This is a genomic window from Tenericutes bacterium MZ-XQ, from assembly GCA_002838205.1.
Taxonomy (GTDB): domain Bacteria; phylum Bacillota_I; class Bacilli_A; order Acholeplasmatales; family Acholeplasmataceae; genus Mariniplasma.
This window is the reverse complement of sequence record CP017950.1, coordinates 341,194-367,937: the sequence shown is the minus strand read 5'-3', so window position 1 is coordinate 367,937 and position 26,744 is coordinate 341,194. Positions and strand designations below refer to the sequence as shown.

The 26,744-nt window shown below is 33.2% G+C and carries 33 protein-coding genes; 12 read left to right on the top strand and 21 right to left on the bottom strand.

Annotation, left to right across the window (positions count from 1 at the left end; genetic code table 11):
- The first annotated feature begins 208 nt into the window (after positions 1-208).
- The 11 genes from BK011_01945 to BK011_01895 all read left to right on the top strand — a co-directional run bounded on the left by BK011_01945 (position 209) and on the right by BK011_01895 (position 10,524).
- The gene (locus BK011_01945; protein ID AUD64496.1) at positions 209-769 is read left to right on the top strand and encodes a hypothetical protein; all 561 of its coding nucleotides are present in this window, start codon (positions 209-211) and stop codon (positions 767-769) included.
- Entirely contained in the window at positions 744-3,320 is a 2,577-nt protein-coding gene (locus BK011_01940; GenBank protein ID AUD64495.1) for a valine--tRNA ligase, read from the top strand. The genes BK011_01945 and BK011_01940 overlap by 26 nt, the downstream gene beginning before the upstream one ends.
- A complete protein-coding gene (locus BK011_01935; protein ID AUD64494.1) occupies positions 3,313-4,551 on the top strand; it encodes a hypothetical protein in 1,239 nt (412 codons plus the stop codon). The genes BK011_01940 and BK011_01935 overlap by 8 nt, the downstream gene beginning before the upstream one ends.
- Positions 4,552-4,585: 34 nt before the next feature.
- Entirely contained in the window at positions 4,586-5,278 is a 693-nt protein-coding gene (locus BK011_01930; protein ID AUD64493.1) for a hypothetical protein, read from the top strand.
- A gap of 37 nt (positions 5,279-5,315) precedes the next feature.
- Positions 5,316-6,266 (top strand): hypothetical protein, encoded by a 951-nt coding sequence (locus BK011_01925; protein ID AUD64492.1) that lies wholly within the window; start codon positions 5,316-5,318, stop codon positions 6,264-6,266.
- 6 nt (positions 6,267-6,272) lie between these two features.
- Entirely contained in the window at positions 6,273-7,067 is a 795-nt protein-coding gene (locus BK011_01920) for a hypothetical protein (protein AUD64491.1), read from the top strand.
- A gap of 145 nt (positions 7,068-7,212) precedes the next feature.
- Positions 7,213-7,521 (top strand): 50S ribosomal protein L21, encoded by a 309-nt coding sequence (locus tag BK011_01915; GenBank protein ID AUD64490.1) that lies wholly within the window; start codon positions 7,213-7,215, stop codon positions 7,519-7,521.
- 2 nt (positions 7,522-7,523) lie between these two features.
- Positions 7,524-7,838: a hypothetical protein gene (locus BK011_01910; GenBank protein AUD64489.1), complete on the top strand. Its 315-nt coding sequence runs from the start codon at positions 7,524-7,526 to the stop codon at positions 7,836-7,838.
- 1 nt (position 7,839) lies between these two features.
- Positions 7,840-8,118 (top strand): 50S ribosomal protein L27, encoded by a 279-nt coding sequence (locus BK011_01905; protein ID AUD64488.1) that lies wholly within the window; start codon positions 7,840-7,842, stop codon positions 8,116-8,118.
- Positions 8,119-8,160: 42 nt separating this feature from the next.
- A complete protein-coding gene (obgE, locus tag BK011_01900) occupies positions 8,161-9,417 on the top strand; it encodes a GTPase ObgE (GenBank protein ID AUD64487.1) in 1,257 nt (418 codons plus the stop codon).
- 126 nt (positions 9,418-9,543) lie between these two features.
- Complete coding sequence (locus BK011_01895) at positions 9,544-10,524, top strand: IS30 family transposase (GenBank protein AUD64486.1); 981 nt, start codon at positions 9,544-9,546, stop codon at positions 10,522-10,524.
- Positions 10,525-10,563: 39 nt separating this feature from the next.
- Here the strand turns inward: BK011_01895 and BK011_01890 are convergent, their stop codons facing one another.
- The 17 genes from BK011_01890 to BK011_01810 all read right to left on the bottom strand — a co-directional run bounded on the left by BK011_01890 (position 10,564) and on the right by BK011_01810 (position 23,196).
- Positions 10,564-10,770 carry a hypothetical protein gene (locus BK011_01890; GenBank protein AUD64485.1) on the bottom strand — a complete coding sequence of 69 codons (207 nt, stop codon included), beginning with the start codon at positions 10,768-10,770 and terminating at the stop codon, positions 10,564-10,566.
- A gap of 16 nt (positions 10,771-10,786) precedes the next feature.
- On the bottom strand, positions 10,787-11,176 hold the full coding sequence (locus BK011_01885; protein AUD64484.1) for a hypothetical protein: 390 nt from the start codon (positions 11,174-11,176) through the stop codon (positions 10,787-10,789).
- Positions 11,173-12,558 (bottom strand): F0F1 ATP synthase subunit beta, encoded by a 1,386-nt coding sequence (locus BK011_01880; protein AUD64483.1) that lies wholly within the window; start codon positions 12,556-12,558, stop codon positions 11,173-11,175. Before BK011_01880 ends, BK011_01885 begins: the two co-directional genes overlap by 4 nt.
- Before the next feature lie 10 nt (positions 12,559-12,568).
- On the bottom strand, positions 12,569-13,411 hold the full coding sequence (locus BK011_01875; protein ID AUD64482.1) for an ATP synthase F1 subunit gamma: 843 nt from the start codon (positions 13,409-13,411) through the stop codon (positions 12,569-12,571).
- A gap of 1 nt (position 13,412) precedes the next feature.
- Positions 13,413-14,894 carry a F0F1 ATP synthase subunit alpha gene (locus BK011_01870; protein AUD66118.1) on the bottom strand — a complete coding sequence of 494 codons (1,482 nt, stop codon included), beginning with the start codon at positions 14,892-14,894 and terminating at the stop codon, positions 13,413-13,415.
- 37 nt (positions 14,895-14,931) lie between these two features.
- The gene (locus BK011_01865) at positions 14,932-15,438 is read right to left on the bottom strand and encodes an ATP synthase F1 subunit delta (protein ID AUD64481.1); all 507 of its coding nucleotides are present in this window, start codon (positions 15,436-15,438) and stop codon (positions 14,932-14,934) included.
- 3 nt (positions 15,439-15,441) lie between these two features.
- Positions 15,442-15,975, bottom strand: a complete 534-nt coding sequence (locus tag BK011_01860; GenBank protein AUD64480.1) for an ATP synthase F0 subunit B — start codon at positions 15,973-15,975, stop codon at positions 15,442-15,444.
- A 20-nt stretch (positions 15,976-15,995) separates the two neighbouring features.
- On the bottom strand, positions 15,996-16,241 hold the full coding sequence (locus BK011_01855; protein ID AUD66117.1) for an ATP synthase F0 subunit C: 246 nt from the start codon (positions 16,239-16,241) through the stop codon (positions 15,996-15,998).
- A 76-nt stretch (positions 16,242-16,317) separates the two neighbouring features.
- Positions 16,318-17,004 carry a hypothetical protein gene (locus tag BK011_01850; GenBank protein AUD64479.1) on the bottom strand — a complete coding sequence of 229 codons (687 nt, stop codon included), beginning with the start codon at positions 17,002-17,004 and terminating at the stop codon, positions 16,318-16,320.
- Positions 16,988-17,416 carry a hypothetical protein gene (locus BK011_01845; GenBank protein AUD64478.1) on the bottom strand — a complete coding sequence of 143 codons (429 nt, stop codon included), beginning with the start codon at positions 17,414-17,416 and terminating at the stop codon, positions 16,988-16,990. The genes BK011_01850 and BK011_01845 overlap by 17 nt, the downstream gene beginning before the upstream one ends.
- The gene (locus BK011_01840) at positions 17,394-17,642 is read right to left on the bottom strand and encodes a hypothetical protein (GenBank protein ID AUD64477.1); all 249 of its coding nucleotides are present in this window, start codon (positions 17,640-17,642) and stop codon (positions 17,394-17,396) included. The genes BK011_01845 and BK011_01840 overlap by 23 nt, the downstream gene beginning before the upstream one ends.
- A complete protein-coding gene (locus BK011_01835; protein ID AUD64476.1) occupies positions 17,629-18,255 on the bottom strand; it encodes a uracil phosphoribosyltransferase in 627 nt (208 codons plus the stop codon). Before BK011_01835 ends, BK011_01840 begins: the two co-directional genes overlap by 14 nt.
- A complete protein-coding gene (locus BK011_01830; protein AUD64475.1) occupies positions 18,248-18,694 on the bottom strand; it encodes a ribose 5-phosphate isomerase B in 447 nt (148 codons plus the stop codon). The genes BK011_01835 and BK011_01830 overlap by 8 nt, the downstream gene beginning before the upstream one ends.
- 85 nt (positions 18,695-18,779) lie before the next feature.
- Complete coding sequence (locus BK011_01825) at positions 18,780-20,597, bottom strand: GTP-binding protein TypA (protein ID AUD64474.1); 1,818 nt, start codon at positions 20,595-20,597, stop codon at positions 18,780-18,782.
- Positions 20,598-20,717: 120 nt separating this feature from the next.
- A complete protein-coding gene (locus BK011_01820) occupies positions 20,718-21,287 on the bottom strand; it encodes a threonylcarbamoyl-AMP synthase (GenBank protein ID AUD64473.1) in 570 nt (189 codons plus the stop codon).
- Positions 21,284-22,132, bottom strand: a complete 849-nt coding sequence (locus BK011_01815) for a protein-(glutamine-N5) methyltransferase, release factor-specific (GenBank protein ID AUD64472.1) — start codon at positions 22,130-22,132, stop codon at positions 21,284-21,286. The genes BK011_01820 and BK011_01815 overlap by 4 nt, the downstream gene beginning before the upstream one ends.
- A complete protein-coding gene (locus BK011_01810; protein AUD64471.1) occupies positions 22,129-23,196 on the bottom strand; it encodes a peptide chain release factor 1 in 1,068 nt (355 codons plus the stop codon). The genes BK011_01815 and BK011_01810 overlap by 4 nt, the downstream gene beginning before the upstream one ends.
- A 134-nt stretch (positions 23,197-23,330) precedes the next feature.
- Here BK011_01810 and BK011_01805 point away from each other — a divergent pair, with 134 nt between their 5' ends.
- Positions 23,331-23,765: a DNA starvation/stationary phase protection protein gene (locus BK011_01805; GenBank protein AUD64470.1), complete on the top strand. Its 435-nt coding sequence runs from the start codon at positions 23,331-23,333 to the stop codon at positions 23,763-23,765.
- 54 nt (positions 23,766-23,819) lie between these two features.
- On the opposite strand, the gene BK011_01800 is transcribed toward BK011_01805, so the two are convergent.
- The 4 genes from BK011_01800 to BK011_01785 form a co-directional block, all read right to left on the bottom strand.
- Positions 23,820-24,671 carry a hypothetical protein gene (locus BK011_01800; GenBank protein AUD64469.1) on the bottom strand — a complete coding sequence of 284 codons (852 nt, stop codon included), beginning with the start codon at positions 24,669-24,671 and terminating at the stop codon, positions 23,820-23,822.
- On the bottom strand, positions 24,668-25,015 hold the full coding sequence (locus BK011_01795) for a hypothetical protein (GenBank protein AUD64468.1): 348 nt from the start codon (positions 25,013-25,015) through the stop codon (positions 24,668-24,670). Before BK011_01795 ends, BK011_01800 begins: the two co-directional genes overlap by 4 nt.
- Before the next feature lie 118 nt (positions 25,016-25,133).
- A complete protein-coding gene (locus tag BK011_01790) occupies positions 25,134-26,180 on the bottom strand; it encodes a hypothetical protein (protein AUD64467.1) in 1,047 nt (348 codons plus the stop codon).
- Positions 26,181-26,217: 37 nt separating this feature from the next.
- On the bottom strand, positions 26,218-26,730 hold the full coding sequence (locus BK011_01785) for a hypothetical protein (GenBank protein ID AUD64466.1): 513 nt from the start codon (positions 26,728-26,730) through the stop codon (positions 26,218-26,220).
- Between the last annotated feature and the right edge of the window lie 14 nt (positions 26,731-26,744).

Below are 26,744 nucleotides of genomic sequence, written 5' to 3'. Positions count from 1 at the left end.
ACTTATAGAGACAGATTGGTTGGTGGAAAATCTGAGCGATGATGAATGAAGGTAGCCTAGGAGCTCTTTTGATGAACTTATAGTAGTTAAAAGCGTAGATCTTGCGTTAAAAGATTTGAGGGCTAGAACATGTTTCTAGAACTAAGGTGGTACCGCGATTATATTCGTCCTTAGATTTATTCTAAGGGCGTTTTTTTATAGGTGAAAGATGAAAACATTAGTGACAAAACGATTAGTTTTAAGAGATTTAAGATTAACAGATTTAAAAGCTTTTTACAATTATGCAAAAAAGCCAAACATTGGTCCTATGGCTGGTTGGCCGCCACATAAAGATATCGACCAATCAAGAAAAATCTTAAATATGATGATTGCTGAACAAGAAGTCTGGGGCATCACTTTAAAAGATGATGATTCATTAATTGGAACCATCGGTCTTCATGTAAGGAATCTTGAAAATGCACTTGAAGATATTAGAGAAATAGGCTATGTGATTGATGATACTTATTGGGGTAAAGGCCTGATGGTAGAAGCAGTAAAGAAAGTTTTAGCTTATGGTTTTGTTGGCCTTGAACTCAAAGAGATTACAGTAGGCCACTCTACCCAAAATACACAATCCAAAAGAGTGATTGAAAAATCAGGATTTATATATACACATGATGAGATCAGAAAAGATAGTAAAGGCGCTGATATAACTATCCATATGTATCACATCACAAAAAAACATTATGAGGAGTTGTTAGAAGATGACAAATTTAAAACCGAAGTATGATTTTAAAGAAGTTGAATCAGGCAGATATCAAACCTGGCTAGATAAAGGTTATTTTAAGTCAGGTGTCAATAAAAAAGCCAAACCATTTACGATAGTGATACCACCACCAAATGTCACTGGTAAACTGCATTTAGGGCATGCATGGGATAATACCTTACAAGATATTATCATTAGACGCATGCGTATGAAAGGATATGATGCCTTATATTTACCAGGGATGGATCATGCAGGCATCGCTACGCAAGCGAAAATAGACGCAAGACTTAAAGAACAAGGTATATCAAGATATGATATCGGAAGAGAGTCTTTCTTAGAACATGCTTGGGCATGGAAAGAAGAATATTCTGACTTTATTAGAACTCAGTGGGCTGCACTAGGTAATTCTCTTGACTATGATAAAGAAAGATTTACGTTAGATGATAAACTTAATGAAGCTGTGAATAAAGTCTTTTTAACGCTATATGAAAAAGGGTTAATTTATAGAGGTCACCGCATCATTAACTGGGATGTTGAGGCTAAAACTGCACTTTCTAACATCGAAGTAGAACATGAGGAACAACAAGGAAAACTATATTATTTTAGATATCCACTTGTTGAAGAAGACGGATATATGGTAATCGCAACCACACGTCCAGAAACCATGTTTGCCGATCAAGCCTTAATGGTTCATCCTGATGATCAAAGATATCAATCGTATGTAGGTAAAAATGTTTTTATTCCAGGAACACATGTCATGATTCCAATCATTACAGATGATTATGTTGATATAAAGTTTGGTACGGGTGTTGTTAAGGTTACGCCTGCACATGATGCAAATGACTTTGAAGTAGGTACGAGACATCATCTGAAGATGCCACTATGTATGAACGAAGATGGTACGATGAATGAGATGGCATTTAGATATAAAGGCATGGATCGTTTTGAGTGTAGAAAAGCATTGATCTCCGATTTGAATGAGTTAAACCTTGTTGAAAAAATAGAAGATTACACAAATAACATTGGCTTTAGCGAAAGAACTGGTGTTGTTGTTGAACCACGTCTATCTTTACAGTGGTTTGTTAAGATGGATGAACTATCTAAACAAGCACTCGATGATTCTAAAGCTGAATTTGTTCCAAATCGATTTAAGAAAATATTTGTAAACTGGATGACAGATACCCAAGATTGGTGTATTTCAAGACAATTATGGTGGGGTCACCGTATTCCAGCATGGTATAAAGATAAAGAAGTCAAAGTTCAAGTTGAATCTCCAGGTGAAGGATGGGTTCAAGATGAAGATGTATTAGATACTTGGTTTAGTAGTGCATTATGGCCATTTTCAACACTTGGATGGCCAGAAATCACCGAAGATTTTAAACGCTATTACCCAACTCAAGTGATGGTCACAGGATATGATATTATTTTCTTTTGGGTTGCACGTATGATATTCCAAGGCTTAGAATTTACAGGTCAAGATCCATTTGAAAAGGTTTTAATTCATGGATTAATCAGGGATAGTGAAGGCCGTAAGATGTCGAAATCACTTGGTAATGGCGTTGATCCAATGGACGTCATTGAAACATATGGTGTTGATGCTTTAAGATACTTCTTAACAACGAATTCTGCACCTGGTGCAGATTTAAGATATGAAGAAGAAAAAGTTGAGTCTTCATGGAATTTTATCAACAAACTGTGGAATATTACCCGTTTTATCACGATGAATATCGATGACATAAACGTTAAAAAAGAAAGTGATTATAATTTGGCAGATGAGTGGATCTTATCTAGATTATCTGAAGCGATTAAAGAAGCTGATTATAATTATGATAAGTTTGAGTTTGGTGAAGTCTCTAGAACACTATATCATTTCATATGGGAAGATTTCGCAAACTGGTATGTTGAGTTTGCCAAAGTATCATTAAATGATGAAAAACAAAGAAAAACCACACAATATGTCTTAATCAAAGTCTTAAAGGCGATTCTTAAGATGATGCATCCATTTATTCCATTTGTTACTGAGAAGCTATTCTTAGAAATAACTGATGAAGAAACCATTATGTTATCTGCATGGCCAGAAGCAGAAGAAATCAATCATCAAGCGATTGAATATTTTAAAGATGTTCAAGATGCGATTGTTAAGCTAAGAAATTTAAGAGCTGAACATGATGTAAAACCATCAAAACCTTTGGATATTGAACTTGTGATTGAAAATGATCGTGATTTAGAAGTTTTCAAAGGTTTTGAAGCATATTTCAAAAAGTTCTTAAACACAAACACATTAACATTTAGTCAAAAGCTACAAACCAAAGAAGAAACGATACTACTTGTAGGATCTAAGATTTTAGTTTATGTTTTGAAAGCTGATATTATCGATCCAGAAATGGAGAAACAAACATTACTTAAACAAAAAGCACAACTTGAAGGTGAAATCAAACGCAGTGAAGGTTTATTAAACAATAAAAACTTCGTTGATAAAGCACCGGAACAAAAACTAAAACTAGAAAAAGAAAAGTATGAAGATTATCAAAAACAATATGAAATCGTCGTTGAAAAATTAAAGAAATATGTTTAATAATATTCATGATGCTATCCACTGGATACAAACACAAGTTAAATTTAAACCAAAAACAGATTTAAAAAGAATGTCTAGCGCACTAGATGCTTTAGACATTTCTTTTGACGGTGTTAAACTCATTCATGTTGCTGGTACTAATGGTAAAGGATCGGTTTGTGCTTATTTAACCCATATGTTTTTAGAGATGGGATTATCTGTAGGTACTTATACATCACCTTATTTGATTGTCTTTAACGAACGGGTTAGATTAAATGATCAAAATATTAGTGATGAAGATTTATTAGAAGAGATCAATTATATTTATGATTTCAATCAAGAGTTTACAAAATCTTTTGGTGAAAATCTAGCGTTCTTCGAGCTCATCACATTAATTGCGCTAAATTATTATAAAAAACAAAAAGTTGATGTTATTATCATGGAAGTAGGATTAGGTGGATTATTAGATGCAACAAATGTCTTAAATTATGACTTATCCTTAATAACAAATATTGGATTTGATCATATGAAACAATTAGGTAATACATTAGAATCTATTGCGTCTAATAAGCTCGGTATTTTAAAGCCTGGTAATCACTTAATCACAACAGTTGATGAAAAACTTCACCCATATTTTAAAACCTACATTAAAGACTTAAATGTCACATCAAAATTCATAACATCTGATGACTATAAACTTATCAGTCTAAGACCTTTACGATTCATATATCAAGATTTAGATATTGAGTTATCACTACTTGGTAAACATCAAGTCTTAAATGCCATACTTGCTTTAGAAGGACTTTTATACTTGTATCCTGATACTGATAAGAAAATCCTTAGAAAAGCTTTAAAAAGGGCAATATGGGCAGGAAGACTAGAGAAACTCGAAGAACAAGTTTATATTGATGGCGCACACAACGAACATGCTCTGGTGGCATTAAAAGATACACTTAAAGAAACATTTAAAGATTATAAAATCCATGTGCTCTTCAGTGCACTTGGTGATAAAGATATTAAAAAAATGTTGGAAGTGATCGGAGAGTTTGCTGATAGCATTACCCTCACTTCATTTGATGATTTTAGATTTGTTGATTTAGATGAGTATCAAACCAAAGATATTCCATATATCAAAGGATTTGATCAGGCATATAAACTGTTAAAATCAGAACTAAAAACAAATGAAATAATGATGATTACTGGATCTCTACATTTTGTAGGATATGTGAAATCAAGATTTTCAAACAAGTAAAAGATAGACATCTCCCTTAACATGAATAAAGGAGATGTTTTTTATGTATTTAATTAAAGAAATGCCTACATCAGAACGTCCAAGAGAACGTTTAATGAAATATGGGGCAAAAGCATTATCAAATGAAGAGTTACTCGCCATTTTATTTAGAACTGGATATAAAGAAGCTTCAGTGGTTGAACTATCAAAACAAGTTTTATATACTTTAGATTCTATTGAGGATTTAAAGACTTTAAGCTATGAAGAATTATTGAGTATTAAAGGGATCAAAGCAGCAAAAGCGACGACATTACTTGCAGCTATAGAACTAGGATACCGGTTAGCTTCATATAAACGCACAAAACGTGTAAAAATCACTTCACCAGATGATGTTTATCATTTACTCGTCCACGATATCGGCCATTTGGATCAAGAAAATTTTATTGCGCTATACCTCAATATTAAAAGTGAAGTGATTAAACAAGAAACCATTTATATAGGTACCATCAATCAAATGACCATTCATCCCAGAGAAATCTATAAACAAGCGATTAAATGCTCTGCAGCTGCGATGATTTTTGTTCATAATCACCCTTCAGGTGATAGTGAACCTTCTCATGCAGATATAAGAGCAACCGAACACTTGAAAAAAACATCAGAACTCATGGGTATTGATTTAATTGATCATATCATTATTGGGCATCATGAATTTTATAGTATTAAATCACATCTTAAAACAAAAATGTAAGTTTTCATGATATAATTTTTTTAAAGGATGTGATCATGTGAAGAAAAAAGACTCCACTAAAATATTTTGGTATTTAACAGCAATAGGCTTTATCATATTGTTTTTACTCATGTTATTATCGAGTGTGCTTGATGTTGGTGAGAGGTTAACCAATATTTCTCCATATTTGGCATACGGATTTTATGGACTTGTGGTAATCCTTTTATATGCATTAATCTTTAGACCGATGCATATTATATTGTTTTCACCTACATTTTCTGTTCAAACGACTCTAGATGATGATGAAGTCTCAAGAAAAAATTTTAGATTGTATAAAAGAGTTGTAAAAAGACTTTTGGATGAACCATATCTTCCTGAAGAAGAAAAAGCACAGTTATTAAATACACTTTCAAGTAAAGATGAGCTACAGGCAAGTTTAAATCATGCGTTTAATAAATATGTAAAAAAAGAAATTAATAAACGCATTAAAAAACACGCAAAAACAGTGATGATCTCTACTGCAATATCTCAAAACGGACGACTAGATTTTTTCACAGTGATTGTCGTTAATTTAAGAATGATCAAAGAATTAGTCGAGATGTGTGGATTTAGACCATCGTATAAGAATCTATCAAAATTAACCGTTAACGTTTTTACAACAGCACTGATTGCAGAAGGTTTAGAAAATATTGATATCAGCGATGTCGTTCCTCAATCAACGATGAATACGTTAGGTGAAATACCTTTAATTAAGCCGATTATGGGTAGTGTGACTCAAGGGATATCAAATGCTTTATTAACGCTTAGAATCGGTATTGTTACCCGTAAGTATTTATTTAGTGATGCTAAAGAAATCACTAAAGAAAAAATTAGAAGAGATGCATTATTAGAAGCAGCTAAGATGTTACCATCAGTTGTTGGTGATGCGATGTTAATATTACCTAAAAAGTTTTTAGGATTATTTAAAAAGCAACAAAAACCTGAAGATCTAGATATCGAAAATGTCTAAAAGTGAGTGATACTTATTAAAACAATTGTTGACAAACTAAAATCTTTATATTTTTCAGAAATAGAAGCAACCATATATGTTTATCTACTTCAAAATCCAGGACAAACAATGTACCAAATTACGACTGGTTGTCATTTAACCAAACTTCAAACTGTTGATGCAGTTGAAAATATGGTTAAAAAAGGGATTTTGCTCTTAGAAAATGGTGTCAAAGATCTATACTATTCTGAGAAACCTACGGATCTTTTGAACCAACTTAAAACGCAATATATCAAACAAACGGACATGCTTGTAAATGATTTAACGCATTTATCACAAAATTATCACCAAGAACCTTATTTAAATTATCATGGCTATGATGATATTATTGGACAGGCAAGAACCATGATCTATGAAGCAAAAGAAGATATTTATATCAATACAGATTTAGATATCTCTCTTTTTGATGATGCGTTCACTTTTTTAGAGCAAAAAGGTGTTGATATCTTTATCTTCTCATTTAGAGCACAAACATCAAAAAGAATGAATGTTTCTATATTTTCTCATGAGTATGATGCTATGGAACCTACACGTTTAATGATGGTTGTTGACATGAAGAAAGTTATGATTGCAAATAGACATCCACTAACCCATAAATGGAGCGCAACAACCACGAAAAACGAACTTATGATCAACATAATTACAGAGCATATTCACCATGATATGTACTTATATAAAATTAAGAAAACAGAACAAAAACATTTATTTGAACTATATCCAGATTTATTCGTAGGTACACAGTTTGAAAAACGTAGAAAATAAAGCAATTATCTCAACTTTTTTGTTGACTTTTGCCCCTATCTACGATAAAATATCTATGTTGTACCACATAGGAGAGGTTTTAAACGCATAAAACATGCTACCTTGATAGTGAGTCTTCACAAAAAATAAGGAGGTGTAACAACGTATGTATGCAGTTATTAAAACAGGCGGTAAACAAGTAAGAGTTACTGAAGGTCAAGAAATCTATGTAGAAAAACTTGATGTTGAAGAAGGCGAAAACTTTGAATTTACTGAAGTATTAATGGTTGGCGGAGAAAATCCAGTCATTGGAACTCCAGTCGTTGAAAATGCGAAAGTCGTTGCTAAAGTGTTAAAACATGGTCGTGGTAAAAAAATTATCGTGTTTAAATACAAAGTAAGAAAAAAATATCGCAAAAAACAAGGACACAGACAAGCATATACTAAGTTAGTCGTAGAAAAAATTGTAGCTTAATCATGATTAAAGTACAACAGATTTACGAAAACGAACAATTAAAAACATTAATTGTTGAAGGACATGCCAATTATAAAGCGAAAGGTGAAGATATCGTGTGTGCAGCAGTATCAACTGCAACCATTCTTACCGCAAACGCAATTGAGCATCTGAAACTAAATCAAGCGATTGATTTAGAAGTGAGTGAAGGATATTTTAAAATCAGTCTAAAAGAAAAACAGGACATTGTATTTGGACTTTTAAAAAATTTAGAATATACCTTAAATGAATTAGAAAAACAATATCCGAAATATATTAAAAATCAAAAGGAGGGATAACATGTTAAAGTTAAATATACAGTTATTCGCATCTAAAAAAGGTGTAGGTTCAACTCGTAATGGTCGTGACTCAGCATCTAAGCGTCTAGGATTAAAGTTATCTGACGGACAATATGCATCTGCAGGATCAATCATTTATCGTCAAAGAGGAACTAAAATCCACCCAGGTACAAATGTGGGCCGTGGTGGCGATGATACTTTATTCGCTAAAGTAAGTGGCACCGTTAAATACGAACGTTTAGGTAGAGACAGAAAACAAGTTTCAGTTTACGAAGGATAACCTTAGTTATCCTTTTTTTTCGAAAAAGAAGTTGGTGAAAAAATGTTTATAGATGAAGTAACCGTTGAGGTTTTCGGCGGTAAAGGCGGTAATGGTATGGCTTCATACCGACGCGAAAAATATGTTGAATATGGCGGTCCATGGGGCGGCAATGGTGGAAACGGTGGGTCCGTTGTTTTTATTGGTGATGAAGGTAAACAAAACTTAATTGATCTTCGCTATCAAAGACATATTAGAGCACAAAACGGTGTCAATGGGATGTCTAAAGGCATGCATGGAGCAAATGCAGAGCATCGTTATATTAAAGTGCCTCTAGGCACTGTTGTATATAGTGAAAATAAAGAGTTCTTTTTAGGTGAAATCACAGAACATGGACAAGAGTTGGTCGTTGCTAAAGGTGGTAAAGGTGGACGCGGAAATATGGCATTTGCTACTGCGAGAAACTCAGCACCAAGTTATGCTGAAAATGGGGATCCAGGTGAGGTTAGAAAACTTCATATTGAACTTAAAGTCTTAGCTGATGTCGGATTAATAGGTTATCCAAGCGTTGGGAAATCAACGATTATATCAGTTGTGTCTAACGCGAAACCTAAAATCGCATCATATCCATTTACAACCCTTCAACCCAATTTAGGGATGGTTTATGTAGGTGAAGATTCATTTGTTTTAGCAGATCTTCCTGGTCTGATTGAAAATGCGCATCAAGGCCATGGTTTAGGGATTAGATTCTTAAAGCATATTGAAAGATGTCGTGTCTTTTTACATGTGATTGATATCACTAGAGATGATCCTTATGATGATTATTTAAAAATAAAAGAAGAACTCAGACAATATGATGAATCCTTGACAAAGAGACCACAAATCGTTGTGATCAATAAAATTGATATGCCTGATACAGAAGATAAGATCAAAGATTTGAAATCTAAAATCGCTGAAGAAGTACTATTGATTTCTGCAATTAAACAAGAAAATGTTAAAGATTTAATGTATAAAACATATGATATGCTTAAAAAAGCACCTAAGATTGAAAAACATGAAGATGAAACAGTTAAGCTATATAAATATGAATCTGAAGGACCAGCATTCGAACTTAACATCACTGAAGATAATGTCTTTGAACTTACAGGTACAAAATTAAAACTATTGTTTGAAAGAACTGATTTTACAAAAGATGAAGCAGTTAAACGTTTTGCAAGACAACTTAGAAGTCTAGGTGTTGATGAAGCACTACGTGAAAAGGGTGCACAAAACGGAGATACAGTTAGAATCTTTGATTATGAGTTTGAATTTATAGAATAGACAATCGAGAGATTGTCTTTTTTTTCGGATAATTTATAATTACAAGTGCAACACTAAATAAAAATCAAAAAAGTTCATAGATTCCTTTATAATGTAAGTGACCAAACAAACACAAAAGGAGAAACTATGAACTACATACATCTTACCATAGAAGAAAGAACATGTATATATCAGTTATGGTTATCAGGCGTGAGTATTAGACAGATTAGTAAAGCAGTAAAGAGGAGTCCTAGTACGATATCTAGAGAGTTAAAGAGAAATTCATGTGGATATCGTTACAAATACTTACCTCATGTCGCACAAAAAAAATACAACAAACGTCGAATCAATAGCCATAGAAAGGTAAAAATATCACCAATCATCAAAGAGTATATTGAAAGCAAATTGAATCAACAATGGTCTCCAGAACAAATAGCTATGAGAGATAAAGGACAACCTGAAAAAATCCCCTGTTTTTCAACTATTTATAGATGGATCCATAAGAAATATCTTATCAAAGGAAATATGACAAAATTAAGACGTAAAGGCAAGTTTAAACGACCTGCAGAAACAAGAGGACGATTCAATATTGGTAAACCGATAAAAAAACGGCCTAAAGAAGTTTATAAAAGACAATCCATAGGTCACTGGGAAGCTGATACAGTTGAATCAGGAAGATTTAATCATCAGCGCAAAAGTAAATACTGTTTTGTCACATTAGTTGAACGTAAATCAAGACTGTATCTTGTTAAACTGTTGCCCGATAGGACAAGTGAGAATGTCACGGCTGCGATGATTGAATTATTATCACAGTTTCCATCGGAACTTGTAAAAACAATAACATGTGACCGTGGAAAAGAATTTTCTAGATATCAAGAGATTGAAGAGAAGTTAAATTGTCAGATGTATTTCGCTGATCCTTATTGTGCATGGCAAAAAGGAACTAATGAAAATACAAATGGTTTATTAAGAGAATATTATCCAAAAGGAATGGATTTGTCACAAACTGATCATCATGAAGTTAATGAAGTATTAAATCGTTTGAATAATAGACCAAGAAAATGTATCAACTTTAAAACTCCATTAGAAGTAATCAATGAGCACTATGATGCGTTGCACTTGAATTGACAAATTATCATTGCTAAAAAAAAGACGTATCTCTACGTCTTATAAGAAATCTAAAAAGTTAGAAAATTTAACCATGATTTCTGCAAGTAAATGGGCTAATCCTAAACTGACTAAAAAGTAAGCAGCTTTTATTTCCCATATCTTGAATTTCTCAAACTTATTTTCGATATGAAGTGCTCTTAAAATTCTTAGATTAATCGCAAAGAAAATAAATAATGATGAGAAATAAATGAGTTGTTCTAACATATAAACACCTCTTTTTTTATAATTGACCTGCTTTTGATTTCATGATGTTTTCTTTTAATTCACGTTCTTGTTTAGAAAAATCAATATTCTCTTTTTTGGTGAGTTCTAATTTTTCTTTTTTCATGTTATCAAAAGCTTCTCTAGCCTTTTCTAACGTTTGACCAATTTGTGCTTCAAGCGCTAAAACCGTCAAAAGATTATCTTTAAATTCAACAACAGCTTGTTCAACAACTAAAAATGTTTCATTTTTATCTTGAACGAATCTAAGATATCCATCTAAAACATGTAAGATGATTGGAATGTGATCTTTTAAAATCGCAAGTTCACCTTCCTGATTTTTAACAATCACATATTCGATTTCATCTTGATAAGTTTTACCTTGCTGTGTTAAGACTTTAAACCTCATAATGATTTCGCCTTCTTAATGGCATCATCAATCGTACCAACCATTTGGAATGCTTCTTCTGGAAGATCGTCATGACGGCCTTCAATAATTTCTTTAAATCCACGAATCGTTTCTTTGAGTGGCACAAATGAACCTTCTACCCCTGTAAACTGTGCAGCAACGTGCATGTTTTGTGATAAGAACACTTGAATACGTCTTGCTCTGTGGACAAGTTGTTTATCTTCATCAGTTAATTCATCCATACCTAGGATTGCGATGATATCTAATAGTTCATGATATCTTTGAATCATTTGTTGAACTTTACGAGCAACATCATAATGTTCTTGACCAACGATATGCGGAGCAAGTGCTCTTGATGTTGATGCAAGTGGGTCAACTGCTGGATAAATACCGATTTCAGTTAATTTTCTTGATAAGTTGGTAGTTGCATCTAGATGCGAGAAAACTGTTGCTGGTGCAGGGTCTGTATAGTCATCTGCTGGCACATAAACTGCTTGAATTGATGTAATCGATCCTTGTTTCGTTGATGTAATTCTTTCTTGTAAACGTCCCATTTCAGTCGCTAGTGTTGGTTGGTAACCAACCGCTGAAGGCATTCTACCTAAAAGCGCAGAAACCTCACTACCCGCTTGAATAAATCTAAAGATATTATCAATAAATAATAATACATCTTGTTTTTCTGTATCTCTAAAATGCTCTGCCATCGTTAATCCTGTTAACGCAACGCGCATTCTAGCTCCTGGTGGCTCATTCATTTGTCCAAAGACTAGTGCTGTTTTATTGATAACCCCGGATTCTGTCATTTCTTGGTAGAGTTCTGAACCTTCTCTAGTTCTTTCCCCAACACCTGCAAACACAGAAATCCCTTCTCTTTCTTGAGCAATATTATTTATTAACTCTTGGATCAGGACGGTTTTACCAACACCAGCACCACCAAATAGACCAACTTTACCACCTTTAATATAAGGTGCTAGTAAGTCAATGACTTTAATCCCTGTTTCTAGAATTTCAACTTCACTTGATAATTCATGGAATTCAGGAGATGGGCGGTGAATACTTGTTTTTTCTACGTCATCTAATGGTTGTCCACCATCAATAGGTTCTCCTAATACATTAAAGATACGTCCTAATACAGCCTTACCAACTGGCACTTTAACTGATGAACCCGTTGATGTAACTTCAACATCACGTTTTAAACCTTCTGTTGGTTCTAACGCAATCGTTCTTACGACATGATCTCCTAAATGAAGTGCAACCTCTAGTGTAACTGTTTGTCCTTCTTCGTTTTTGACAATGAGTGCATCATATATACTTGGCAATTCATTTTCAAAACGGACATCAACTACAGGTCCGATGACTTGTGTAACTTTACCTTTCATCATAACTTCCTTCCTAAACGTTCGCACCATTGACGACGTCAATGATCTCGTTTGTAATTTCTCGTTGTCTTTCTCTGTGATAAACAATTTCTAATTGACTGACGATATCATTTGCATTATCAGTCGCATTTTTCATCGCAATCATTCTTGCAGCATGTTCTGATAATTTCGCATCAGCAATCGCTTCAAAAATTCTGCTTTCGACATAGACATTCATTGTTTTATCAAGGACAACTTCAGGACTTTCATCATAGATATATGGCTCATTCTTTTCTTCTTTTTCATCGAAAAGCAGTGGCAATATCATTTCTTGATGAACTTCTTGTGTTGCAGTATTGATATAGTGATTATGTAGGATATAAACCTCATCGACATAACCTTTTAAAAATACATCTTTAATCAGCGCTGCATAATGTCTAAAATACATCGTTGAAATATCATCTCTATTGTAAATGATTTCTTGATTGACCATGGGGAGTTTATGTTTTTGTGCGAAATAGAACCCTTTTTTACCAATGACAAAGACTTGATAATCATCTTTAGACATATCCTTAACTTCTGATAAGAATGCTTTAAAAAGCTGATTATGATAACTACCTGCTAGGCCTCTATCGCTTGTAACTAATATATATAGTTTCTTACTTCCGCCATTATGCATGGTTAATCTATTTTTCCCCTCAAGGTTTTTATTTGCATAATACACAACATGATGGATATTTTTCATAAAATCTTTAGAATGTTCTAGAAGCTCAGTTGATTTTTTTATTTTGGATAGTGCAATATTGTGCATTGCTTGAGTGATGGAAGCCGTTTTTTTGATGGCTTGCATCCGCATTTTAATATCCTTTAATCCCATCTTATATCAACCTCTTTAATCCGTTGATAAATTGTTCTAGATCCTTATCTTCTGGTAATTTCTTTGTTTCATCAAGATGCTTTTTAATCTTTTGCCCTAAATCATTCATGCGTAAACCTTGCATGATTTCTTTTTCAAGTGCTTTAACTTGATCAAGATTTAAGTCATCGATCATCCCTTTAGAAAGTGCATATATAATCACAATTTGTGTAGGCATATCGACAAGTTCATGAACATCTTGTTTAAGCATTTCAACTGTTTTTCTACCTCTTTCAAGACGACGCTTAGCAGATTGGTCTAAATCAGAACCAAATTGTGCAAATGATTCTAATTCACGGTAGTTTGCTAAGTTAATTCTTAGTGTACCAGCAACTTTCTTCATGGCATTCCATTGTGCAGCCCCACCAACACGTGATACTGATAACCCAGCGTTAATCGCAGGGCGAATACCTGAATAGAATAATTCTGCTTCTAAGAAGATTTGACCGTCTGTAATTGAAATAACGTTTGTTGAAATGTATGCTGAGATATCTCCAGCTTTTGTTTCAATAATTGGTAATGCTGTAATAGATCCTCCACCAAGTTCTTTATTTAACTTCGCAGAACGTTCTAATAATCTTGAATGAAGATAGAATACATCTCCAGGGTAAGCCTCTCTTCCTGGTGGACGTCTAAGGAGTAATGATAACTCACGATAAGCAACCGCATGTTTAGATAAATCATCGTAAACGATTAATACATCTTTGCCTTTTTCCATGAAGTATTCTGCCATCGTTACCCCAGAGAATGGTGCAAGATATTGGAGTGTACCTTCTTTAGATGCACCAGCATTTACAACAATGGTGTAATCCATTGCCTGATGTTTTTTAAACAATTCAACAAGTGCAGTTACACTTGAATCTTTTTGACCAATCGCAACATAGATACATAGAACATCTTTACCTTTTTGGTTCAGAATTGCATCAACTGCAATTGTTGTTTTACCAGTTTGTCTATCGCCAATAATTAACTCTCTTTGTCCACGTCCAATCGGAACAAGGGCATCGATTACTTTAATACCGGTTTCCATAGATGCATTAATAGACCCTCTATCAATAACACCTCTTGCCTTTTTTTCAACAGGCATTTTCTTTTCTGGTTTAATTGAACCAAGTGCATCAAGTGGCTCACCTAATGGATTAACAACTCTACCTAATAATGCTTCACCAACTGGTACTTCAAAAATACGTTTAGTTGTTTTAACCATGTCGCCTTCTTTAATAAGGTTTGATTCACCTAAAAGAATAACACCAACGTTATGTTCTTCTAAGTTAAACACCAATCCCTTAACACCATGAGGGAATTCTAAAAGTTCACCCATCATCGCTTGTTGAAGACCATAAACAATCGCAATCCCATCACCTACTGATAATACTTTACCAATATTCTCAAGTTTGACGTCTTGTTCAAATGATTCGATTTGCTTTTTAATGACCTCAGTCATTTCTTTGATTTTTATTTTTGACAATGTTGTCACCACCTTAAATCGTTGTAAACAATTCTTCTAGTTCACGAGCAACTGATCGGTCTAGCGCTTGTCCTTGATGGGTAATTTTTATACCACCAATTAAAGAAGGATCAATTGTTTTATGTAGAGAAATTGTCTGATTTTTAAATCTTGGTTTTAATGTTTGCATGAGTTTTTCTTCTTGTGTTTTTGTCAAAGGTTTTGCCAAATAAACATGAAGATGTGCAATCTTTTGAGTTGTTCTTACTAAGTGTATCCATTCATCATATATTTCATCAATATATTGCATGTAATGTTTACTTGATAAAACTTTAATAAAAGCCAAAAATGTTGGATCAAATCCGAGTTCATCAATTTTAGCTTCTTTTTCTTCGTTAGATAACATCGGGGAATCCACCATTTTTAACCATGTTGGATGTTCCTTAATGAGATCTCTAAGTTCATCAAACTGATAACTTAAGACATCTAATTTGTTTTTTTCTAGCGCAATATGATGCAGTGCTTTAGCAAACTGTCTCATAAATTATACGTCGCTTTCTTTTAAAATCTCATCGATGATATCTTGATGAACGGATTCGTCGATTTCTCTTTTTACAATCTTAGATGCAGCAGAAAATGCAACCGATTTAATCGATTGTTTGATGTCTTCATTTGCTTGAGCAATTTCATACTCAATATCTTTTTCAGCTTGTTCAAGACGTCTTTTCGCCTCTTCTTTAGCGCTTGTAATCAGTTTTTCTTGCTCTTTATAAGCTTCTTGAGTCAGTTTTTCTTTTAACTGTCTTGTTTCTTCTTTCATGCCTTCATATTCTTTAATTGCTTTTTCTTGTAAAGATTTTGCAACTCTTCTTTCTTCGTCAGCTTGATCCATTGCTTCAGATAAAGCTTCTTGTCTCTTTTCTAAATATAAACTTACCTTTTTCCAAAGGAACGTTCTCACGAAAAACAATAAAACGAGTAAGGCAAGTATATTTAAGACGACGATTTCAGGAGTATTTTGAATAGAATACAATCCACTTTCGACGATTTCAGTTATTTGATCAAATACTTCATTCACAAATCATCAATCCTTTTTTATTATTTTCCTGTTAATATGAACGCAATGATTAATCCGTATAAACCTGTTGTTTCAGCAACCGCTTGTCCAATAAGCATGGTTGATGTAATTTTACCTGCAGCTTCTGGTTGACGCCCAACAGCTTCAACAGCTTTTGCAGCAGCAATCCCTTGACCGATACCAGTACCAAAACCAGTTGTTACCGCAATACCAGCACCAATATAAGCCATACCGCTTCTGAAGAACTCATTCGCTACAACTTCCATGATATTTGGAATTAACACATTAAATATTTCGAACATAATATAATCTCCTTTATTTTTTATATTTTATATATTATTTTTAATTTTCAAAATTTAGATCATCTTCATTAATTTTAGTTGATGCGAAGATAATCGTTAATAAAACTAACACAAGTGTCTGAACCAGTCCAAATCCAATATCAAAGATCACATGGAATGCTGGTGCAATCAACACTGAAGCCCATCCTGTGAGTTTATAGACGAGTAATAAAATCACTGATCCACTGACAATATTACCGAATAAACGCAGTGCCATTGACAAGATTGGTGTAAATTCACTAACGATGTTTAATGGAAATAAAACCCAAATCGGTTGGAAAATCCCTAAGAAATGCTTCCAACTTTGTGATATAAACCCTGTAATCTGAACTACAAAAAATGAAATGATCGATAAACTAAATGTAATTGCAGTAAATTTTGTTGGTGCTTCTAATCCAAAAATACCGCTCATATTAGATATCGCTACATATAATGCTAGTGTTAAAGCAATTGGTGTTACAAACTTCCAATGTTTACCAATATAACTTTTAACATATGAGTTAAAGAAATCAATAAATTGTATAATCACTGTTACAAATTTATTTGGTTTATCTCTAACATCTAACTTAGAAACATAATTTCCAACCCATATACTCAAAATGATTAAGAACAAAATGATACCTAAAGATGTTACAAAATATACAGGTAAATTTAAAATATAATCTATGATATTATCGATCATCTTCATCATCCTCCTCTTCATCATCATAAGGCACAATATTATCAGTATCATCTTTTAACCTGTGTGCTTTAAACGGTGGCGTTGCATAAATCAATATACCGATTCTAATCGATGAGAAACCTAAAAGTAAAAAGATAAATACTCTTGTAAGTTCATCTGTGCCGTTTGCTCTTTGATCAAAATATGCAAATGCAATCATGATGACATACATTACAAATCTTAGCACCAAATGGTAAGCGAGTTTCACAGGATTAAATTTTTGCTTGGTTAGTCTAATCGTTAATGAATGGTTAAATAGTGCTGTTGCACTACCTAAGACGGCCCATACAGCATATTCTCTAAAAAAGATGAATGATACCAAAGCCAGACATAGTGAATATCCAAGTGCGATTAAATTAATGACGCTTACGTCTTTCATATCTTTCCTCACTTTTTATAAATTGTAATAAAGTCATAAATCCGACAAAAACTCCTAAAAACAATCCTAAAGCTGCTAAATAAGTAGCTAAATCGCCTTCAGGATCTAGTTTTCTTCCGATATATATCCCTAATACAGATAATCCAATCACAGAGAAGATGAGTTGCATGACGATTGTATAAGTCATCATGATTCTTCTTCTTTTTTCAAATTTATTTCGTTCCAAACAAACGATCCCCACAATCTCCAAGACCAGGAACAATATAACCGACTTCATTTAAATGAGAGTCCATTGCTGCTAAATAAATTGGAACATCTGGATGATCCTCTTGAATGCGTTTAACACCTTCAGGACATCCAACAAGACCAACATATCTGATATCGGTTGCGCCTGTCTTTTTTATAATTTCAATGGCTTTAGATGCTGAACCACCAGTTGCAAGCATAGGGTCTACAACTAATACAACACTATCTTTGATGACTTCAGGAAATTTCGCATAATACACTTGAGGTTCTAAACTTTCTTCATCTCTATAAAGACCGATATGACCAATTTTAGCTGTAGGGATGATATTATGAATGCCTTCAACCATACCTAAACCAGCTCTTAAAATTGGAACAATCACGATTTGTTTTTCTAACTCTTTTGCAGTCATTTCACAAATCGGTGTTTCAATCTTCTTTTCTACGGTTTGAAAATCTCTTGTAATTTCATAAGTGATGAGTCCACCAACTTCTGAAACTGATTCTCTAAACTCTTTTGTACCAGTGTTCTTGTCTCTAATTCTTGCCATCTTATGGTCAATTAAAGGATGATTTAATACAACTAATTTACTCATGTGAAGCACCCTCGATTTCGCTAATTTTATCTAATCTTTTTTGATGTCTTTCTTCGAAGACTGCTTTCATATAAGCATTTACAATGTTAACTGCTTCATCATTTGATGTTGTTCTTCCACCAAGCGCAATAATGTTTGCGTTATTGTGTTCTTTAGCAAGTCTTGCAGTTTCTTCGTTATAGACGAGCGCTGCTCTAATGCCTTTAACTTTATTCGCTGCAATCGATATACCAATACCTGTTCCACAAATGACAATCCCAAAATCATAAGCGTTTGATAAGACTGCATGTGCAACTTTTTTTCCAAAATCAGGATAATCTACGGACTGATCAGAATCAGTTCCATAATCATCAAATGCTACGTTATTTTCTTTGAAATATGACTTTAAAAATTCTTTTAATTCATATCCTCCATGATCACTGCCAATGGCTATTTTCATAGAAACCTCCTTAGTTTTGACTCAATATATATTATAACATAATATATGTTATATCCTTTTAAAAACGATGAAATCACATAAGTTGTTAAGCTTTAGTAGTACCGTAAGACGCTTTTTTTCTTTCGTTTGCTTTCAAAATCTGTTTTCTTAAGCGAATCGTCTTTGGTGTGATCTCTATAAGCTCATCATCGTTGATGTATGCAAGACATGCCTCAAGGTTCATTTGTTTAGGTTTTTTTAAGACGACTGTTGAATCTTTACCAGCAGATCTCATGTTTGATAACTGCTTTTCTTGCGTCACATTTACAACCATATCACTATCTTTATTGGCTTCTCCAATAATCATACCTTCGTATACTTTTTCTCGTGGTTCAACAAACATAATACCTCTATCTTCAAGTCTACCAATCGCATAAGCAGTTGTCATACCTTGATTTAGAGAAACTAATGATCCACTTCTTCTGTTACCTACTGTTTCATAAACCATCGGACGGTAGTCTAAGAAGATGTGTGATAAAATACCGTAACCTTTGGTTGCGGTTAAAAATTGTGTCATAAATCCGATGAGTCCTCTTGATGGCATGATGTACTGGATACGTGCATAATCTCCAAGCTGATTCATGGATACCAACTCACCTTTACGATCTCCCATCATTTCAATGACTGTACCCATCGATTCTTGAGGACAATCGATTTGAACTTCTTCGTATGGTTCATGATTAATACCATCAATTTCTTTAACAATAACTCTTGGTCTTGAAACTTGAAATTCAAAACCTTCTCTTCTCATATTTTCAATCAAAATACCTAAATGAAGTTCTCCTCTACCAGAGACAATCCATTGTTCGGTATTACCAATACGATTTGCTTTTAAACTGACATCTTTTTGTGTTTCTTTAAATAGACGATCTTCTATTTTTGAAGCTGTTACATGTTTACCTTCTTGACCTGCAAAAGGCGAGTTATTTGTTAAGAAAGTCATTTGCACGGTTGGTTCATCGATATGCAAATGTGGTAGTGGTTGATGATGTCCAAGCTCTGTAAAGGTTTCTCCTACATGAACATCTGGAAGTCCTGCAATAGAGACAATATCTCCAGCATATGCTGTATCAACTTCAACTTTTTCTAATCCCATAGATTGGAAGATTTTTTGAACTCTAAACTCAATGATTGTATCATCTAATCTTAAACAATTGATTGTATCATTTACCGATACTTGTCCTTGGTATATCTTACCAATACCCATACGACCAACATAGTCATTATAATCAATTAATGCTGGTTGAAATAAAAATGGTGTTGTTGTATCTTGGTTAGGTTCTGGTATCTCTTTGATGATGGTATCTAAAATAGGTTCCATACGAATATGTGCCTGTAAGATTGGTTCATAACTTGCTAACCCCTGCAAACCTGACGCATATAAAACTGGGAACTCTAATTGATGTTCATCCGCACCTAAATCGATAAATAAGTCATAAACTTCATTGACTGTACGACTGATGTCAGCAAATTGACGGTCAATTTTATTGACAACAACAATCGGTAATAATTTAGCTTCTAAAGCCTTTTTTAAAACAAATCTTGTTTGTGGCATAACACCTTCATAAGCATCTACAAGTAAAAGCACACCATCAACCATATGCATGATGCGTTCAACTTCTCCACCAAAATCTGCATGTCCTGGTGTATCTAAGATATTAATGCGATAATCCTTATAAATAATCGCTGTATTTTTTGCAAGAATCGTAATCCCACGTTCTCTTTCAATATCGTTACTATCTAAAACACGGTCGTTTAACACTTGATGCATGTCATATTTTTCACTTTCTTTTAAAAGTTGATTAACCAGTGTTGTTTTACCATGATCAACGTGTGCGATAATTGCTATATTTCTTATTTTCATATTTTTCCTCATTTCATAACCTTTTATATTATATATCATTTTTTATATTTTTATATAAAAAAAGTCCCATAAACATGGAACTTTTTGATAATGTTGTCGTTTTTAACAATGAAAATGTTATCATCGCTTAAGACTGTCTTTAAAAGCCTCTATATCTTCTAGGGTGATTTCACCCTTTCTGATCAATTTAATCGATCTAGATGTCAAATCAATAACTGTTGATGAAATATCGCTTTTTGGGATATGCCCTTGAGGATAAATATCTTTAACTTTAGCTTTGAAGTTTTTTTCAATAAGTCTAATGCTTTCAATAGGCTTACCTTCTTCATCAGTTAAACTCGTAACCTTTAAAGGACCATAAGTATCTAAAAGTTTTAAAGCAACTGGATGTTTAGGCATACGTACAGCTAATGTTTCTTCCTTTGTTTTTTCAAAGTATTCTGGTGTAGTTTTTAAAACCATAGTCAGTGCTCCAGGCCAGTATTTTTTCATGAGTTCCAACGAGAACTTACTCATGATGCAAATATCTTTGAGTTGGTCGACCGAAGAGATTAAAACAGGAATCTGTTTTGATTGTTTTTTACCTTTAATTTTATAGATTTTGTCTAATGCTTTTTCATCGTATAACTTCGCAGCTAGACCATAAACAGTATCTGTAGGTAATATGATTAAATCACCTTCATACATCATGATAAAACACCTCCTAAACCAATAAAAGTAAATCTATCTTTTTGTTGCAAATCCTTTTTTTGCAAGATGATTGCTTCTGGTAAATATGTTTCTACAAATGTTTTGATATCTTCTTTTTGTAGATACCCATGTTCAAATGCGATCAAAGCTTTTTTCTTTAAAAAAGGCTTAATGTTTTCTAATATTTTTTCATAAAAATCAGTACCTAAAACACCACCAAAAAGTGCGACATTTGGTTCTTTTTTTACAATATTTTCTAACGCTTCTTCATTAGGAATATAAGGTGGATTTGACACGATGATATCAAATACTCCTGTGATGTTATCAAATAAATCACTATGGAGATATTTATCGTCTGATCCTAATTTTTTGATGTTGCTTTTAGCAACTTCTAAAGCCTTTAAACTAATGTCACTAATGGTGACATCCATATGCTTTTCTTCTAATGATAAAGTTACACCAATACAACCACTACCCGTACCTAAGTCTAGCACTTTAACATCTTTACCTTCAAAGTAGTCATCATATAAGTATAAGACTTCTTCTACAAGCTGTTCAGTTTCACTTCTAGGAATTAAAACATCATGTGATACATTAAATTTATATCCATAAAAATAAGAATAACCAATCAAGTGTTGAACTGGTATATCTTCTTTTAAATATTTATACAACTTATCTATAAAAAAGTCATAAAACTTTTGGTCAACATCTGTTTTCAAGTTTAAAAAGAACTCATGTGGATCAAGTCCAGAAAGTTCCATTAAAAGAAGCTTGACAGCTTCTACTTCTTTATCATATTTTAACGCTTCCTTTTCAGAAAACCTTAAGAGTTTTTCATATGTCACTTAGTTAATTCTCCAGTTAATTGACGTTTTTGAAATTCATTTAATAATGGCTCTAAAATCAAATCTAAGCGCCCTTCCATAATTGCATCTAGTCTTTGTAGCGTTAAGCCAATACGATGGTCAGAAACTCTATTTTGAGGGTAATTATAGGTTCTAATCTTCTCGCTTCTATCGCCTCTACCAACTAACGCTTGTCTTTCTGCATCTTCTTTTGCTGCTTGTTCAGCTAAGAATTGATCATAGATTCTTGTTTTAAGTAATCTAAATGCTTTATCCTTGTTTTCGTGTTGAGATTTACCTTCTTGACAACTTACAGCAATCCCTGTTGGAATGTGTGTAAGTCTTACGGCTGATTTTGTAGTATTCACAGATTGTCCACCTGGACCACTTGAGTTAAATGTATCAAAACGGATATCATTCCAACTAATATCAACTTCAACTTCTTCGGCTTCTGGCATAACAAGAACGGTTGCTGTTGAGGTATGGATTCGACCTTGAGATTCTGTTTCTGGTACTCTTTGCACACGGTGTGTGCCTGATTCATATTTCATAAATGAATACACAAGTTTACCAGATATCATAAATTCAATGGATGTATAACCACCCATTGCACCTTCCATAGCATTTAAGATTTCAATCTTCCAGTTTTTTGATTCAGCATATTTTGTATACATTCTAAATAAATCACCTGCAAAGATATTACCTTCATCACCACCAGCAGCCCCTTTGATTTCAAAAATAACGTTTTTATCATCATTAGGATCTTTTGGAAGTAGTAAAATTTTCAATCGCTCTTCGGTTTTTTCTAAAAATGCTTCAAGTTTTTCGATTTCTTTTTCTGCCATTTGAATAAGATCATCATCTTCTTCTAACTCGAGCATTTCTTTTAAATCATTTAATTCATTTTCTTTTTCTTGATAGGTTTGAAAAGTTTCTACAGTTTCTTGAATACTGGCAGACTCTTTTAGAAGTCCTGTCATTTCTTTAACTTCTAAAGTGCCGCTCGCTAATTTATCTTGTATCTCTTTATATTGTTTTTCTATCAATTTTAGTCTATCAAACATATTATCACCTGCTAATTATATTACCATAAATTTAGTTTTTTTTCTACTAGAAAAGATAGAGCACATGGTTTGTTATTTATTATAAATAGTGTTATAATTTATATAGATAAAGAAAGGAAAGGTGTAAACTTATTATGGAAAAACTTTATAAGGTTTTAAACAAACAAGTTGCAAACTTAAGTGTATTTTTTACGAAACTACATCACTATCATTGGTATGTAGAAGGACCACAATTTTATCAATTACATGAAAAATTCGAAGGCTTATATGACGAAATGAACGAGTTATATGATGCATTTGCTGAAAGATTATTAATGATTGGTGGCAAGCCACTATCAAACATGAAGGCATATTTAGAAGCTACTTCATTAAAAGAAGCTAGTGGTAAAGAAGATGCTATGGATATGGTTAAACATGTTTTAGATGACATCAAATTAATCCATGCTGAATTAAAAGAAGTTCTAGAAATTGCTCAAAGTTTAGGCGATGAAGTTACTGCTGACTTAGTTATCGGTACAATGTCAAGTTTTGAAAAACACGTTTGGATGCTTTCTGCAACAATTAGATAATAATTTCAAAAATAAAAAGTCTACTCGAAACTGTTTGCTAAATATGGACAGTAATTAAAAAAGGCTAGGAAGAGTTGACATTCTCAATTGTAGAGGTGTCAACTCTTTTATTATTTTACTTTGTCTATCTTCATTGTAATATGTGATGTAAGAATCGACAAGTGTTTTCATTTGTTTTATTGTGATTTGATGATGAAGATGCATACATTCACTTTTAAATTGACTGAAGAAAGATTCTATTGGACAATTATCTACGCAGCTGCCTTTTGCTGATACACTATGTTTTATCCAATGTCTTTTCAACCACCTATGGTAAGTTTGTCCAACAAATGCGGTACCTTGATCAGAATGCAGTATTAATCCTTTGCGATAATTTCTGGGTACGGTTCTTGTTGCTTGTTTTAAAGTATCCATGACTAGTTTCAAATCATTTCTTTCGGAAACTTTGTAACTGACAATATATTTATCATAGAGATCTTTTATCGCACACAAATAGATGGTTCCTTGTGTTGTGGGCAAATAAGAAACATCTATACTCCACTTTTGATTTGACATTTTTGTGGTAAAATCTCTTTGAAGGAGATTAGGAATGCGATGATGGTTGACCTTGCTATATCTTTTTCTCTTTCGTCTGATAATAGACTGAATACCATTCAGTTTCATGTATCGATACACGGTGCTCTTCGTGGTAAAGACGCCGTGTATTTTCTTTAATTTCATTTGAATTGTTTCTATGCCCCATCTTTTATCTTTATGGTAGAGACTAACAATCTGATGGTTAAGCAATTCATTGAACGCTTTATATTTTGGCCTACCTAAGCGAATCCATTCATAGTAACCGCTTCTTGAACATGACATCCTCATGCAGAGATAGATGATAGAATAACGATCCTTTAATTGGTCTATGACTTGGTATTTTTCTCGCGCGTTCTTAGGTAGGCTACCGCTTTTTTTATGTCTTCACCACTTTTGATATATTTTAACAGTTCTTCTTTACTCATGATGTCCAAGTTAAGCTTCTTAGGTCTACCTTTGTTTGGTATATCTTTTTTCGTACCTTTTCCTCTACGATCTACACAAGTGCCATGCTTTCGATACTGTTTTACCCATAAATCTAATTGACTATGAACAATATCAAAACTTCTAAGTATTTGACGCTGTGTTTTCTCTTTGCTTAAATACAGTTCTACAATCTTGTTTTTCTCATCAATTGTATACGATGGATGCTTTCTTGTTTTTCTTTCATTCATTCTAACGACTCCTTTATATTCATTCTAACAAAAAAAGCTAGAACACTATACTATGTCCTAGCCTTTTTTTAAGTTGTCCGTTTTAATCAAATAGTTTCCTCCGGTAGACTTTTTTTTATTATTTAATACTATCTAAATAGAATTGATTGATATCCATCATCAAAGATTCATTTAACTCTTGAACTTGAAAACGATCGACACCATTATAGAAATCTTGTTTGATTTCATATGGAATTTCTCCATCATATTGATCAAATAAAGCTCTATAGGTTACATTGATTTGCTCTATATAGTTAATAGCGTCATCAGATCGAAATAAGTTATCATGTCCGCTTCTTTTTTCATCCTCTATGAGTTTATAAATTACATGATCAGATGTAATCTCATCTTTTTGAGCATAAATCGATGATTTATCATAAGTAACCATTTCATCGTTTTTTCCTTGAATGATCATCACAGGCCCAGCATAACCGTTGATTGCTTTGATACCATCAAGATTTGCATACTCTTTAAATAATATATTTTGATAGATTTGAACAAATGGTTTTTGCGTATATGCAAGAAATCCTACCATGTTTTTGATTTGTGATGTCACAAAGTCATCAGCTTTACTTGGTGCAGCAATGCTTACAACTGCTTTGATGTTGTCGTGTAAATGAAGTGCATTGACTACTGCATATCCACCCCAACTATGTCCAAACAAGACAATATCAAGTGTGTTAAGTGATTCATTTGTTTTGATGTATTTAAGTGCATGATCAATATCTATAATCGATTGTGGAAAACCTTTTGTACCTTCACCTTCACTATCAAAACTGCCAGTAGCATCATACATAAAAATTGACCATCCTTGGTCATAAAACCACTTCATATATGATAAGTAACTATCTGCACCTCCACCTAAACCATGCGCGATGACGATAAGTCCATGTGAGTTATCTTGAAGATAGATATATCCTTTCAGAGTATTTTCTTGAGATTTAAACTCTACGACTTCTCTTGGATATGAACCCTCTAAGTCTTCATATCTTACATATGCATTGATTGAAGTGTCATGCCTCTCAAATCTTGGAAATGATTGATCATAAATGATTTTTGTAGCAATCGCAGATATGACTACAAAAACCAAAATGATCGAAAATGTGATGATTAGTGTCTTTTTCATTTTTACCTCTTTTTTTATAAGTTCAATTATACAAGCATTATTTTGCGTTTTTCATTCTACACATCGACCAATTAAATGATGTGTTTATGATTTGGTCTCTTAAAGTAAAGAGTTCTGGAAGTATACGAAGTTCAATATTTCTTTCAATAAGTTCATCGATAATATGTTTAACTTTATACTTTCCAATTGGCACTTCTATTTCTTTACTTACATAATATCCAGCAATTTCATCCTGTAATTCAAAATGTTTAGGATCAAATTCGTAAATGGTTAATTCGGTGTTTAATAATACATTTAACCAACGATGTTCAATGGCAACACAATGTGATGCTGAAGGAGATGAAAGATAACGTTTTATATCTTCATCTGTCGTATCAGGACTAACATGGTATGTTACTCTTGGGCAATCTCTTGGTGTTAAAAAATTAGGCAAAGTTCTTTCTGATAATGCCCAAACAACACCAACTGATTGATCCATATCTTTTCGGTAAGGTATGATTGGATTAAAGACCTCTATATTAGGATCTTCGCTAACATGAAATAATCGCATAATATTTCTCCTTG